The 12,882-nt window shown below is 64.0% G+C and carries 14 protein-coding genes; 7 read left to right on the forward strand and 7 right to left on the reverse strand.

All coding sequences use genetic code 11. From position 1 onward, the window contains the following. Window positions 1-99 precede the first annotated feature (99 nt). Complete coding sequence (locus EN808_RS15100; RefSeq protein ID WP_127278565.1) at window positions 100-579, reverse strand: SRPBCC family protein; 480 nt, start codon at window positions 577-579, stop codon at window positions 100-102. Next, window positions 576-932 carry a metalloregulator ArsR/SmtB family transcription factor gene (locus EN808_RS15105; RefSeq protein WP_127278564.1) on the reverse strand — a complete coding sequence of 119 codons (357 nt, stop codon included), beginning with the start codon at window positions 930-932 and terminating at the stop codon, window positions 576-578. Before EN808_RS15105 ends, EN808_RS15100 begins: the two co-directional genes overlap by 4 nt. A 151-nt stretch (window positions 933-1,083) precedes the next feature. Between EN808_RS15105 and EN808_RS15110 the strand changes: the two genes are divergently transcribed. Beyond that, window positions 1,084-1,437, forward strand: a complete 354-nt coding sequence (locus EN808_RS15110; RefSeq protein WP_135916254.1) for an ArsC family reductase — start codon at window positions 1,084-1,086, stop codon at window positions 1,435-1,437. Window positions 1,438-1,498: 61 nt separating this feature from the next. Here EN808_RS15110 and EN808_RS15115 read toward each other — a convergent pair whose 3' ends face one another. The 3 genes from EN808_RS15115 to EN808_RS15125 are packed head-to-tail and all read right to left on the reverse strand — an operon-like array spanning window position 1,499 to window position 4,124. Next, window positions 1,499-1,855: a DUF488 domain-containing protein gene (locus EN808_RS15115; RefSeq protein WP_135916255.1), complete on the reverse strand. Its 357-nt coding sequence runs from the start codon at window positions 1,853-1,855 to the stop codon at window positions 1,499-1,501. Between the two features lie 14 nt (window positions 1,856-1,869). Next, window positions 1,870-3,135, reverse strand: a complete 1,266-nt coding sequence (locus EN808_RS15120; RefSeq protein ID WP_135916256.1) for an aminopeptidase — start codon at window positions 3,133-3,135, stop codon at window positions 1,870-1,872. A 23-nt stretch (window positions 3,136-3,158) separates the two neighbouring features. Then, entirely contained in the window at window positions 3,159-4,124 is a 966-nt protein-coding gene (locus tag EN808_RS15125) for a LysR substrate-binding domain-containing protein (protein ID WP_135916257.1), read from the reverse strand. Between the two features lie 94 nt (window positions 4,125-4,218). On the opposite strand from EN808_RS15125, the gene EN808_RS15130 reads away from it, so the two are divergent. The 3 genes from EN808_RS15130 to sbmA all read left to right on the forward strand — a co-directional run bounded on the left by EN808_RS15130 (window position 4,219) and on the right by sbmA (window position 7,049). Then, window positions 4,219-4,443, forward strand: coding sequence for a hypothetical protein (locus EN808_RS15130; RefSeq protein ID WP_127278571.1), 225 nt, complete (start codon window positions 4,219-4,221; stop codon window positions 4,441-4,443). A gap of 71 nt (window positions 4,444-4,514) precedes the next feature. After that, complete coding sequence (locus EN808_RS15135; protein WP_135881556.1) at window positions 4,515-5,675, forward strand: YbfB/YjiJ family MFS transporter; 1,161 nt, start codon at window positions 4,515-4,517, stop codon at window positions 5,673-5,675. Window positions 5,676-5,789: 114 nt separating this feature from the next. Next, window positions 5,790-7,049, forward strand: a complete 1,260-nt coding sequence (sbmA, locus tag EN808_RS15140) for a peptide antibiotic transporter SbmA (protein ID WP_135865271.1) — start codon at window positions 5,790-5,792, stop codon at window positions 7,047-7,049. 34 nt (window positions 7,050-7,083) lie between these two features. Here the strand turns inward: sbmA and EN808_RS15145 are convergent, their stop codons facing one another. Continuing rightward, complete coding sequence (locus tag EN808_RS15145; protein ID WP_127281116.1) at window positions 7,084-8,088, reverse strand: polysaccharide deacetylase; 1,005 nt, start codon at window positions 8,086-8,088, stop codon at window positions 7,084-7,086. Between the two features lie 216 nt (window positions 8,089-8,304). Between EN808_RS15145 and EN808_RS15150 the strand changes: the two genes are divergently transcribed. Beyond that, a complete protein-coding gene (locus EN808_RS15150) occupies window positions 8,305-8,970 on the forward strand; it encodes a tetratricopeptide repeat protein (protein WP_127281117.1) in 666 nt (221 codons plus the stop codon). After that, the gene (gene der, locus EN808_RS15155) at window positions 8,967-10,400 is read left to right on the forward strand and encodes a ribosome biogenesis GTPase Der (protein WP_135916258.1); all 1,434 of its coding nucleotides are present in this window, start codon (window positions 8,967-8,969) and stop codon (window positions 10,398-10,400) included. Before EN808_RS15150 ends, der begins: the two co-directional genes overlap by 4 nt. Before the next feature lie 19 nt (window positions 10,401-10,419). On the opposite strand, the gene EN808_RS15160 is transcribed toward der, so the two are convergent. After that, complete coding sequence (locus tag EN808_RS15160; protein ID WP_135916259.1) at window positions 10,420-11,337, reverse strand: LysR substrate-binding domain-containing protein; 918 nt, start codon at window positions 11,335-11,337, stop codon at window positions 10,420-10,422. Window positions 11,338-11,456: 119 nt separating this feature from the next. On the opposite strand from EN808_RS15160, the gene EN808_RS15165 reads away from it, so the two are divergent. Next, complete coding sequence (locus EN808_RS15165) at window positions 11,457-12,746, forward strand: MFS transporter (protein ID WP_135916260.1); 1,290 nt, start codon at window positions 11,457-11,459, stop codon at window positions 12,744-12,746. Window positions 12,747-12,882 lie beyond the last annotated feature (136 nt).

The raw sequence follows: 12,882 nt of genomic DNA on the forward strand, positions 1-12,882 counted from the left end.
GGTCGGAAACACAGCTGGCTTTCCGGAGTCCGCGCTCTTCGCCGCGAAGGCGGAGATCAACATGGCGGCCAGCGATGCCCTGGCCGCCACCCAGGAAGCTCAAATCGTCTTCACATATTGCGCAAGCTGATCGGCTACCGTGCCCCAGCCGTCGAAGAAACCCATCTCTTCATGGTTGTCGCGGGTCGCCTCGTCGCGGTGGATGGCGGTGGCGGTGTAGCGCGTGCCCCGGCCATCCGGCTGCAGCGAAATCACAGCAGTGATGAACGGCTCGCCTGACGGCCGATAGCCCGGCAGCAGCGCATCCGTCCACACCAGCCGCTCGTTCGGCACGATTTCCAGATAGCAGCAATGGCGGTCGCTGACCTCGTTGCCGTCGCGCGACTGCATGCGTGTCCGGAACAACCCGCCTGGCCTGAGGTCGATCTCGCAGTCGGTGATCACCCATGGTTTTGGTGTGAACCATTGCCTGACATGCTCCGGCGTCGTCATGGCGCGCCACAACAGTTGGTGCGGCGCGTCGAGCACGCGCTCCAGCACGAGGTCCAGCCTGGGATCCGGCTTGAAGGGATAGCTCATGTTTCCTGCTCCTTGAGTGTCATCACATAGGCGTCGAACTGGTCGAGGCGGCGCTCCCAGAGCGTGCGCTGCTCAGCCAGCCAGCTTTCGGCGAGCTTCAATGGCTCGGGCGCAAGCTCGTAAGTCCTGACCCGGCCGGTCTTCTGCGACCGAACCAGCCCGCAGCCTTCGAGAATCTTGAGATGGTCGATGAAGGAAGGCAGGGCCATCTCGAAAGGCTGTGCCAGTTCGCTGACCGAAGCGGGGCTCCTGTTGAGTCGCTCGACCACGCGCCGCCGTGTCGGGTCGGCAAGCGCGCGAAAAATACCATCGATCGGCGGGGGGATCGGATTTGCGCTCTGGAGGCTGGTCATCGATGGTCCTGGGTCGTCAAAAGTGGTCATTAATACTTAGGTAAATTCCTTAGTGTTTGCAAGCGGCAAATTTCACGAGCTTCTGGCAAAGCGGGAAGGGCGGTTCTAGGTTGCGAAACGGATTCGACGGTCAGCCCAAAGGAAGCACGTCTTGACGATCACCATGTACGGCATCACCAATTGCGACACGATCAAGAAGGCGCGCGTCTGGCTGGAGAGCCATGACGTTCCCTATCGTTTTCATGACTATCGGGCCGAAGGAATCGAGGCAGGCAAGCTGAATGGCTGGGTCGGCAAGGTCGGCTGGGAAAAGCTGCTCAACAAAGGCAGCACGACGTTTCGCGAACTGCCGGAGGCGGACAAGCAGGGCCTCGAGGAGAAGAAGGCGAAAGCGCTGATGCTGGCCAAGCCGACAATGATCAAGAGGCCGGTGCTGGACGTCGGCGACAGCATCCTCGTCGGGTTCAAGCCGGATGTTTATGAAGAGGCGGTGGGCGGGAAGTAGACCCGACTCTCACCCGCGCCGCGATCCTTCGCGCCCCCTCTGTCCCGCCGGCGTCTCGATGTTACGGGTGGGCTCGCAAATACCCCGCCAGCGCCACGGCATTGTTGTGCGCCTCGTCATGGGCGCCGTAGAGCAGCGTTACCTTGCCGTCGCGAAGCAGGGCGCGCAAACTCGCCAACGCCTCCTCGTTGCGGTCCAGCTCGCCACCATACCGCTTCTGAAATTCCGCCCAGCGCTCCGGCTCATGCCCGAACCATTTGCGCAGTTCGTCGCTCGGCGCGATCTCCTTCAGCCACAGCGTCAACGCGGCATCCTTCTTGGCGACGCCGCGCGGCCATATCCGATCCACCAGCACCCGCTGGCCATCGGCCTTCCCGGGTGCTTCGTAGACGCGCCTGACTGCAATATCGAAGGCCATCACATCTCAGCCGGCTAGAGCCCCTGGGCCCACTCGCCCTTGCGCATCACCGGCACGCGGCTGCCATCCTTGGCGATGCCGTCGATGTCGATCTTGTCCGAGCCGATCATCCAGTCGATGTGGATGAAGCTCTTGTTGCCGCCGCGCGCCCCGATTTCGTCCTGGCTGAGCGAGGCGCCGTCGACGAAGCACTTCGAATAGCATTGGCCGAGCGCGATATGGCAGGCGGCGTTCTCGTCGAACAGCGTGTTGAAGAACAACAGGCCGCTGGCCGAGATCGGCGAGGAATGCGGCACCAGCGCCACTTCGCCGAGGCGGCGCGCGCCTTCGTCGGTGTCGAGCACTTTCTTCAGCACGTCCTCGCCCTTCGAGGCCTTGGCCTCGACGATCCGCCCGCCCTCGAAGCGCACCGAGATGTCGTCGATCAGCGTGCCCTGGTAGGACAACGGCTTGGTCGAGGAAACATGGCCCTCGACCCGCCTCGCATGCGGCGTGGTGAAGACTTCCTCGGTCGGGATGTTGGGATTGCAGGTGACGCCGTTCTTGGCGGTCGAGGCGCCGCCCATCCACTCATGGCCGTCCGCCAGCCCGACAGTCAGGTCGGTGCCGGGTCCAGTGAAATGCAGCGCATGGAAATCGTGGCCGTTCAGCCATTCAGTGCGGCCGCGCAAGGCCGCATTGTGCGCCTTCCAGTTGGCGATCGGGTCCTCGACATCCACACGCGAGGCGGCGAAGATGGCGTCGGCGAGTTTCGCCACCGCCACGTCGTCGGCGTCGCCGGGGAAAACCTGCCTGGCCCAGGCCAGATCCGGATAGGCGATGATGTTCCAGTTGATGTCGAAGCCGGTGATCTTCTCCAGCGCCGGCTGGTAGGCCATCGAATTGGCCTTGTTGGCGCGCGCCACCTTCGCCGGATCCTGCGCCGACAGCAGCGACGGATCCTCGCCGCGCACGGCGAGCCGGGCGGCATTGTTGGAAAAGGCCTTCGCCATGCCTTCATAGAGCCAGCCGGCGGCGTGGTCGAAGCCGGCGTCGGCGCCGAAACGGTAGCGTGCCAGCGTCATCTCGTCATCGTTGAAGATCGGCGTCACCAGCCCGGCGCCGGCCTTGTAGGCGTGCTCGACGATGCGCCTGGTCAGCGGCAGCGCCGCGATCGACGACGTCAGCACCAGGTCCTGTCCGGGCTGCAATTGCAGCCCGACCTTGATGGCGACTTCCGCCAGCCTGTCGAGCTTCACCGGGTCGATCGTTGCGGAAACGCCGCGCGAATGTGTGGTCATGATCCTGCCTGTCGTCGTGGGATTTATGATTGAACATAGACCGGTGCCGCGGTGCTTTCCACCGCGATCGCGTCGCTGGGCTCCGCGACCGACGATCCGAACTGCGCCATGGTCGCCGCGATCTCTTCCTTGATCCAGATTTTGAAGTCCCGGACCTTGCGGCTTTCAGGCTTGGTGGCGGAGGTCACCAGCCAGTAGCCGAGGCCGCTCTGGGCGCGGATTCCGAACGGCGCCACCAGCCGCCCATCGGCCAGCGCATCGGCCGTCAGCAATTGCCAGCCCAGCATCACGCCATGGCCGGCGATCGCCGATTCCAGGCACAGCATCGGGTCGGTGAAGCGCGCGCCTTTCTGGAAGTTGACGGGTGGAACGCCGGCAGCGGCGAACCAGCTTTCCCAGTTGATCATCGCCCGCTCGTCGGTGATGGCGCAGGTCCGCGCAAGGTCGCCGATCGACTTCAGTTTTCTTGCAATGCCCGGTGCGCAGACCGGGAAGACTTCCTGCGCCAAAATGAGCTCCGCCTTCCCGCCCGGCCATTTGCCGTCGCCAAGCCGGATGGCAATGTCGATGTCGGAATGATCGAGATTGGCCAGCCGCACCGAGGCGTCGATGCGCAACAGCACGTTGGGATGCCGGTCGAAGTGCCGCGACAGCCGTGGCAGAAGCCATTTGGAGGCAAACGCAGGTGCCGCCGAAACAACCAATGTGCATTGGGTTGCCTCGTCGGCCAGTGCCACGGCCTGCGCAAGCTCGCGAAATCCGGCGCCAAGGCGGGCCGCGAAGACGGCGCCGAATTCGGTCAGGACGAGACCGCTCGTCGTCCGCTCGAACAGGGCCTGGCCGAGCTGCTTTTCGGTGCGGCTGATCTGCTGGCTGACGGCGCTGACGGAAACGTTGAGTTCGCTGGCGGCGGTCGCGAGCGAGCCGAGACGGGCGACGGTTTCCACGGCGCGAAGGCCGTTGAGATGAACGCGGTTGAGCATGGCCATTTGAGATTTTCTAAACCGATCCGGCCGAAATCTCAATTGAAAGAGATACCGAAACGGCTGACTTTTGGACGGAGACAGGCCCATGGAACCGGAAATGCTGAGGATGTTGTCGTCGCTGAAGGTCCTGTTCGCCGCCACTTCGTCGGATGACACGCGCTGCGACGTCGACACGCTGAGCTGGCTGACCGATCCGCTTGCGCATCCCGCGCTTGACGCGATGTCGGAGCGCGAACTCGGCGATGTGCCGTTCCGCTTGACGGCGCGCCGGACCGTGCATGAGACCGTTTCGCTGAACGCCGGTTTCGGCGGGCGCTGCTGAGCGCGCGGTCCGGCACTGGCCCAACACAAGGCGGATTGTTTCACCCGTGCGCAGATTTATTGTGCACTGCAATGACATCGGCCCCATCGACAGCGCTTCGCTACGCCTTCGCCGGCATGATCGCCATGGCCGTCGCCATGGGCATCGGCCGCTTCGTCTACACGCCGATCCTGCCCGGCATGATGGAGGAACTGCATCTGTCGCCGGCCGATGCCGGCTGGATCGCCTCGGCCAACTATCTCGGATACCTCGTCGGCGCGTTGGTGGCGGCGGGCAACTGGGCGCACGGACGCGAGCGTTCGCTGATGCTGGCAGCCCTCGGTGCCAGCGCCGTGCTGGCCGCCCTTATGGGGCTGACCGATGCCATGGCCGCCTTTCTCGCCATCCGTTTTCTGGCCGGTCTGGCCAGCGCCTTCGTCATGGTGTTCATGGCCAGCATCGTTTTCAGCCATATCGCGGAGGCCGGGCGGGGCGACCTGCAGGCATGGCATTTCGGCGGCGTTGGCCTCGGCATCGCGATGTCGGCGGCGATGATGGCCGTGCTGGTCACAGAACATGCCGGCTGGGCGCAGGGCTGGCTGTGGTCGGGCGCGATTTCGGCTTGCGGCTTCGTCGCCGTGGCGCTGCTGGCGAACCAGGGTCCGCTCACCAATGGCGAAGCCGTCCACGAGCCGGCGCTGCCGAAAGACCTGTCGCTGATGAAGGCGATCGTCGCCTATGGCCTGTTCGGTTTCGGCTATGTGGTGACGGCGACCTTCCTCGTCGCCATCGTCCGCCAAGGCGGCGGCAGCCGCGTCTTCGAGGCCGAAGTGTGGATGGTTGCCGGCCTTGCCGGTTTCCCTTCGGTCTGGCTTTGGCAGAAGATATCGGCGCGGATCGGGCTCTATGCCGCCTATGCGTTGGGGTGCTTCGTCGAAGTTGTCGGCGTTACCGCGAGCGTCGCCGCAGGCGGGCGCACGGGGCCGCTGCTTGGCGGCGTGCTGCTCGGCGGCACCTTCATTGCCATCACGGCGCTTGGCCTGCAGGCCGCACGGCAGCAGGCGCCGAAGTCACCCCGGCGCATCTTTGCCTTGATGACCGCCTCCTTCGGTCTTGGCCAGATCATCGGCCCGATCGCGGCCGGGCTTCTGGCCCAGGCGTCGGGCGATTTCTTCCTCGCCTCCATCGTCGCCGCGGCCGTCCTGGTCGTCTCCGGCGCCGTCACATGGTCGGCCGCGCCAAAATCGCCATGATTTGTGGTCTTGCTCTGCGCCTGAACTCGGGCAGGCATTTTCTTTCCCCCTAATGTGTGACCTTATGCCCGCCGAACCCACCTGATTTGCGCATAGATCGAGGAATTCGCCACAGTGTTCGTATCCTTCTTCCCGCAGCCGAAGCTTTTCTTCTCTTCGGCCGCCATCTGGAGCCTTGCGGCGATCCTGTTCTGGTTTTTCGGCGGGGAGCAATTGGGGGGCCTTGTGGGCCTTCCGCCGGCAGCCGCCGATGCGGCGCCCATCATCGGCATCGCCGTGCTGGTGTCGAAACCGTTCCTCTGGTTTTACATCTATTTCGCGCTTTGCGTGGCCATCTTCTACGCATTCTGGAGCTGGTATTCGCCGCATCCTTGGCAGCGCTGGTCGATCTTGATGACGGCGGTCATCCTATTTTTCATCTATTTCAACGTGCAGGTCAGCGTCGCCGTCAACGCCTGGTACGGCCCCTTCTTCGACTATGTGCAAGGGTTGATGTCGGGGACCGGAAAATCGACCAACGGCGAATTCTACACCGGGCTGGCCGACTTTTCGTGGCTCGCGCTGGTCGGCATGAACGTGCAGGTGGTCAATGCCTTCATCGTCAGCCACTGGATCTTCCGCTGGCGGACGGCGATGAACAACTACTTTATCGAGAACTGGAGCAGGCTGCGCCATATCGAGGGCGCCTCGCAGCGTATCCAGGAGGATACGATGCGGTTCTCGCAGATCATGGAGGATCTCGGTTCCAGTTTCGTCCAGTCGATCATGACCTTGATCGCCTTCCTGCCGGTGATGATCCAGTTGCAGGCCCATATCAGCGAACTGCCGATCATCGGCGCGATCCCGCAGCCATTGGTGGTCGCGGCACTTGCCTGGTGTCTGTTCGGCACGATCTCGGTGATGATTGCCGGCATGAAGCTTCCGGGGCTGCAGTTCCGTAACCAGCGCGTCGAAGCCGCCTACCGCAAGGAACTCGTCTATGGCGAGGATCATGCGGACAGGGCGCAACCCGCCACCACCGCCGAGCTGTTTGCCAATGTCCGGCACAACTATTTCCGGCTCTATTTCCACTACATCTATTTCAACGTCGTCCGGTACACCTACCTGCAGGCCGACAACATTTTCTCGCTGTTGATCCTGGGTCCGTCGCTGGTCGCGCACAAGATAACGTTCGGTGCGCTGAACCAGATCTCCAACGCCTTCGGCAAGGTGACGGGTTCGCTGCAATTCCTGCTTACCTCCTGGTCGACTATCGTCGAACTGCAGTCGGTCCATAAACGCTTGCGCGCCTTCGAGGCGACGCTGCTGGGTGAGCCGTTACCGGACATCGATCAGCGCTATCTGGCAAGGCAGGGTGCAGAAGACCCGGCTTAGGAAGTCTGGGATTTATGCGAAACGGGTTGGCAGCTCAGCCGCCAACCGTCGCCTGCTTCTGGCTGCCGTCCCGCCGCGAAACATAATCGCGAAAACTGATGCACTCGACATCTGATTTGACGCAGACCTCGCCGGCAAAGCGTTCCAGTGCGTTCCAGTAGGCGCCGTCATTCATCAGTGTGAAGTGGAAGCCGAGTTCCAGCGGAATGCGCTTGCCCTGATATTGCGTGTTGAAGGCGGCGCGGAAGGCCTGGTAGGTGCGGTCGGCGAATTCGCCGGCCTTGCTTGGCCGCTCGAAGCCGCCGGAATGCCGGACATAGAGATTGTAATCCATGGCGATCACCGGCCGTGATTTCGGCCCTTCCGGAATCAGCGGCAGGGAAAAGCGGGTGATGCCGCCGATGGTCGGCGGCAGGGCAGGGCCCTTTGAAACGCCGCTGGCGTCGAACTGATAGCCGGCTGCCGGCAGCGCCTCGTAAAGCGCCTTGCTTGCCGACAGGTAGGGCGCCCGGAAACCCGCCACCGCATGCGCGAAATCGCGCCAGCCCTCGGGTTCGGGCGCAATGCCGTTGATGGCATAGGCGTTTTCTAGAATGTGCTCGAACGAGGCGAATTCCGTCAGCCAGTCGGCCTTGCTCCAGTCCTTGCCGTCGAAATGGCCGCAGGCGTGGCTGGCGATGTCGTGGCCCTCATGGGCGGCGAGACCGATCTGTTCCAGCCGCTCGGCCACGTCCTGCCTGGAGGCGGCAAAGCCGATGTTGGATTTGCCCGCGGTCTTGCCAGGTGCCGCGTATTGGCCGCGTGTCTCGGGCGACAGCAGGAAGACACAGGACAGAAAATAGGTGAAATGCGCCCCGGTGCGCTGGGCCAGCGCCCGGCTACGCTTCCACTGCGAGATGTCGCGGGCACTGTCGAACGAGATGATGACGACCTGCTTCGGCCTCGCTGGTTCTGCTGGCGCGGGCGGGTCGGCCAGGGCCGCGCCGGCGGCGGCGAGCGAGGCAAGCGAAAACGCAATAACACGGGACAGACTGGGCATCGGCAATTTTACAGGCTCCGGGTGGTCAGCAAGCCGGCTATCCCCGAAATGTGGCGCCGGTGCGATTGGGTTTTCGTGGGTTTGCCCCGGGGCAAACATCCGTTTGCCCCCGGGAATAGCCGATTTTCCGGTCGAACCCCTTCCATGCCGACAAAATTTCGCTAAAACGCGGGCTCACGAACGGCCCCGGCCCGGGGCCAAGAATGGTTTTGATCGATGTCCGACGACAGTTTTATCCGTGAAGTCAATGACGAGATGCGCCGCGAGCAGGCGCAGAAGCTGTGGGACCGTTTCGGCCCGGCCTTGCTTGTGATTGCCATCCTGGTGGTGCTCGGTACCGCCGCCTTCGTCGGCTATCGCTATTGGGACGAGACGCGCGCCAACCGCTCCGGCGATGCTTTCTCGCAGGCGTTGAAGCTTGCCAATGACGGCAAGAACGACGACGCGCTGGCCGCGCTCGATCAGCTGGAGAAGGATGGCTACGGCGCCTATCCGCTGCTCGCCCGCATGCGCGCAGCGACCGTCAAGGCCAACAAGGGCGACGTCGACGCAGCCGTCAAGGATTTCGACGACGTCGCCGCCGACACCGCCATTCCCCAGGGCCTGCGCGACATGGCGCGGCTGAGGGCAGCACTCCTGCTCGTCGACCATGGCTCCTTCGCCGACGTGTCCAGCCGTGTCGAGGCGCTGACCTCGGACACCAACACGCTGCGCCACAGCGCGCGCGAGGCGCTCGGGCTTGCGGCCTGGAAGGAAGGCAAGACGCAGGACGCGCTGAAACTGTTCGACCAGATCGCCTCCGATGACGGCGCCCCGCGCAACACGCGCGAGCGGGCGACCTTGATGTCCGAACTGATCCGCGGGTCGGGCAGTGCATCGTGACCTTCAAAGTCGCCATCATAGGCAGACCTAACGTCGGCAAATCGACTCTTTTCAATCGGCTGGTGGGAAGGAAGCTGGCGCTTGTCGACGACACGCCGGGCGTCACCCGTGACCGCCGTGTCCATGCCGCCAAGCTTTACGATCTGCATTTCGACGTCATCGACACAGCGGGCTTCGAGGATGCCGGCGCCTCGACCTTGCCGGGCCGCATGCGCGCGCAGACCGAAATCGCCATCCGCGAGGCGGATCTGATCTTCTTCACCATCGACGCCAAGTCCGGCCTGCTGCCCGATGACAGGACCTTTGCCGAGATCGTGCGCAAATCCGGCAAACCGGTCGTCCTCGTTGCCAACAAGGCCGAGGCGAAGGGCGCGCAAGGCGGCATGCTGGAGGCCTGGGAACTCGGGCTTGGCGAGCCGATCCCGGTTTCGGCCGAGCACGGCCAGGGCATGCCCGACCTGCGCGACGCCGTGATCGAAGCGCTTGGAGAGGCGCGCGCCTTCGGCGAAGACGAGGACAGCGAAAACGAAGAAGCCGCCATCAACGAAGTGCTGATCGGCGAGGACATCGCCGATCCGGATGCCGAGCCGGCCTATGACGATACCAAGCCGATGCGCATCGCCGTCGTCGGCCGTCCTAACGCCGGCAAGTCGACGCTGATCAATGCGCTGATCGGCGAGGAACGGCTGCTGACCGGACCGGAGGCGGGCATCACCCGCGATTCCATCTCCGTCGATTGGGACTGGCGCGGCCGCCGCATAAAACTGTTCGATACGGCCGGCATGCGCCGCAAGGCCAGGATCCACGAAAAGCTGGAAGTGATGTCGGTGCAGGATGGCTTGCGCGCCATCCGTTTCGCCGAGATCGTCATCATTGTGCTCGACGCCACCATTCCCTTCGAGAAGCAGGATCTGCAGATCGCCGACCTGATCATCCGCGAGGGGCGGGCACCGGTGATCGCCTTCAACAAATGGGACCTGATCGATAACCCGCAGGAGCTGTTGGCCGAACTGCGCGAGAAGACCGAGCGGCTGCTGCCGCAGGCGCGGGGCATACAGGCCGTGCCGGTCTCGGCCGAGACCGGACGCGGCCTCGACAAGCTGATGGATGCGGTGCTGAGGACGCACAGGGTCTGGAACAGCCGTGTTTCCACCGGCAAGCTCAACCGCTGGCTCGAGGCCATACTGGCGCATCACCCGCCGCCCGCCGTTGCCGGGCGCCGGTTGAAGGTCAAATACGTCACCCAGGCCAAGACGCGGCCGCCGGGTTTCGTGGTCCAGTGCTCGCGGCCGGACGCGATGCCGCAGAGCTATGTCCGCTATCTCTCCAACAGCCTGCGCGAAGCCTTCGACATGCCGGGCGTGCCGATCCGCATCGCGTTGCGCACCTCGGACAATCCGTTCGCCGGCCGGGCCAAGAAGCGCGGCTGAGCCTCGGCGCTCGTGCTGATCAGGCCGCGGCACGCAAGCCGGCGGTCCGCGTATTTTCCGGCAGGGCCTGCCGCGCCGCCTCCAGTAATATGTCGGCAAGGCGGGCCGCCACGGGCTCGGGTTCGGCATCCCGACGATGCAGGAACAGCGCCATCTTGGGCAACGCCGGCAGGCCGGCGATCTCGGGCTTCATCGCACTGACGCTGGCCGGCAAGCCGATGTCGGTGCGGATCGTCAGCCCCAGCCCCGCGGCGACAGCCGCCCAGATGCCACCCAGACTGGGGCTCGAGAAGGCCATGCGCCAGGGCAGCCCGGCGCGGTCGAGCGTTTCAGTCGCGACCGTGCGCAGCAGACATGGCGCTTCGAGCGCCACCAGCGGCAGTGGCTCGCCGTCGCGCAGGCTCGTCTCGATGCGCTTGGCCGGACCGATCCAGCGCATCGGAACATCGGCGACATGCTCGCTATAGGGCAGCGTCTGGCCACAGTGCCAGGCAAGCGCGATGTCGAGGCTGCCTGACATCACCCTTTCGGCGAGGTCGTGGCTGCGCGCGATCCTGGCCTCGATCTTGACCTTGGGATGGGCTCGGGCAAATCGGCCCAGCACGTCCGGCAGCACGGCCTCGCCGAAATCCTCCTGCAGACCGAGCCGCACCCAGCCTTCCAGTTCGACGTCATGGATGGCCGCCGCCGCTTCGTCGTTCAAATCGAGCAGCCGGCGCGCATAGCCGAGCATGGTCTCGCCGGCCTCCGTCAGCGCCAGGCCGCGCCCCACTTTGCGGAAGATCGGCGTCGCTGCCTGTTCTTCCAGTTTCTTCAATTGCGCGCTGACCGCCGAGGTCGACCGGCCAAGCCGGTCGGCGGCCTTGGCGAAGCTGCCCAGCTCCATGCCGGTGACGAAACTTCTGAGGACGTCGAGGTCGAATGCCACCCGTTGCATCGTAATGTCCTGTTTTTCAGGATTGATCGTCAAAAACTTCCTTATTTTAAGGACGGATTTATGGCGATAGAGAGATGCCGTCAAGGCCTGAGACACCGGCCCGCAACGGGAATGAAATCATGTCCGCCATCGACTGTGCAGATCAACAGCCACCACAAATCCTGCAAGGCAGCGCTGCCAGCCCTGCCGGCAGAGTGTTCGGCCCCAACCACCGCTGGAAGGTCCTGGGCATCGGGGTTGCCGCGAATGCCGGTTTTTCGGCCACTTTCTCGGGCATACCGGCAACGGCGGTGGTGCTTCGCCAGAGCTATCACCTGGGCAATGCCGAACTCGGCCTGGCACTCGGCCTGCTTGGGCTGGGGGTTGCGCTCAGCGAATTGCCATGGGGTCTGCTCACCGATCGCTGGGGAGATCGCCGCGTGCTTCTGATCGGGCTTGGCGCGACGGCGGCCTGGCTCCTGGCCATGGCGATGCTGGTCGTGCCGACAATGTCAGGCATTCCCGATGTCATGCTGCTGGCGGCAAGCCTGCTCCTCACGGGACTGCTCGGCGGCAGTGTCAATGGTTCGAGCGGCCGCGCCATCATGGCCTGGTTCAGGGAGAATGAGCGCGGTTTTGCCATGAGCATCAGGCAGACGGCGGTACCGCTCGGCGGCGGCCTCGGCGCGCTCGTCCTGCCTTCGCTTGCCCTGGCTTTCGGTTTTGCCGCGGTATTCGGGCTTCTGGCGGCAGTATCCGCGCTCTCCGCCTTGTTTGCCTGGCGTTGGCTGCACGAACCGCCGCCGGCGGCTGAAGCCCACGCCGTCTTATCGGATGGACCGGCTCCGTTGCGCAACATCGAGGTCTGGCGCATCTCGACCGCGATCGGCCTGCTCTGCTATCCGCAAGTGGCGGTCCTCACTTTCGCGTCGGTGTTCCTGCACGACTTCGCCGGGCTTGGCACGACGGCGATCAGCGCGAGCCTCGTCGCTGTACAGGTCGGCGCCATGGTCATGCGCGTCTGGAGCGGCCGCTTTACCGACCGCCACGGCAACCGCCGTCAGTTTCTTCGCTTGTGCAGTGCGCTCAGCGCGCTGGCCTTCGTCGTGCTCTGGGTGCTGGTTCTGGCCGTTCCCGCAATGCCTGCCAGCCAATCCTTCCTGATCGCTGTCCTGCCCTTGGTGCTTGTCGTCGCCGGCATCTCGGTCTCCGCCTGGCACGGCGTTGCCTATACCGAACTTGCCACGCTGGCCGGTGCCGGCCATGTCGGAACGGCACTCAGCCTTGCCAACAGCTTTGTCTTCGTCGGCTTCTTCCTCGTACCGGTGGCCATTCCAGGGCTGCTGCACCTCTGGTCATGGCCCGGCGTCTGGCTGTCGGCCGCCGCCTGCGCCCTGGTTGCCTGGCCGATCTTCCTGAAGCGGGCCTGAGCGCTCCCGTCGCAAAACCGCCGGACTTCGAAGCCACGACCTCCAGCCGGCTGAGAAAACCCGACCGATCCCGTTAACGTCCCATCAAGGTTAATGCATCATTTTGCTCTCCAGTGGGGTCAGTAGCGTTCCTGGA

The sequence above is a fragment of the Mesorhizobium sp. M8A.F.Ca.ET.165.01.1.1 genome (assembly GCF_004792065.1).
GTDB lineage: Bacteria > Pseudomonadota > Alphaproteobacteria > Rhizobiales > Rhizobiaceae > Mesorhizobium.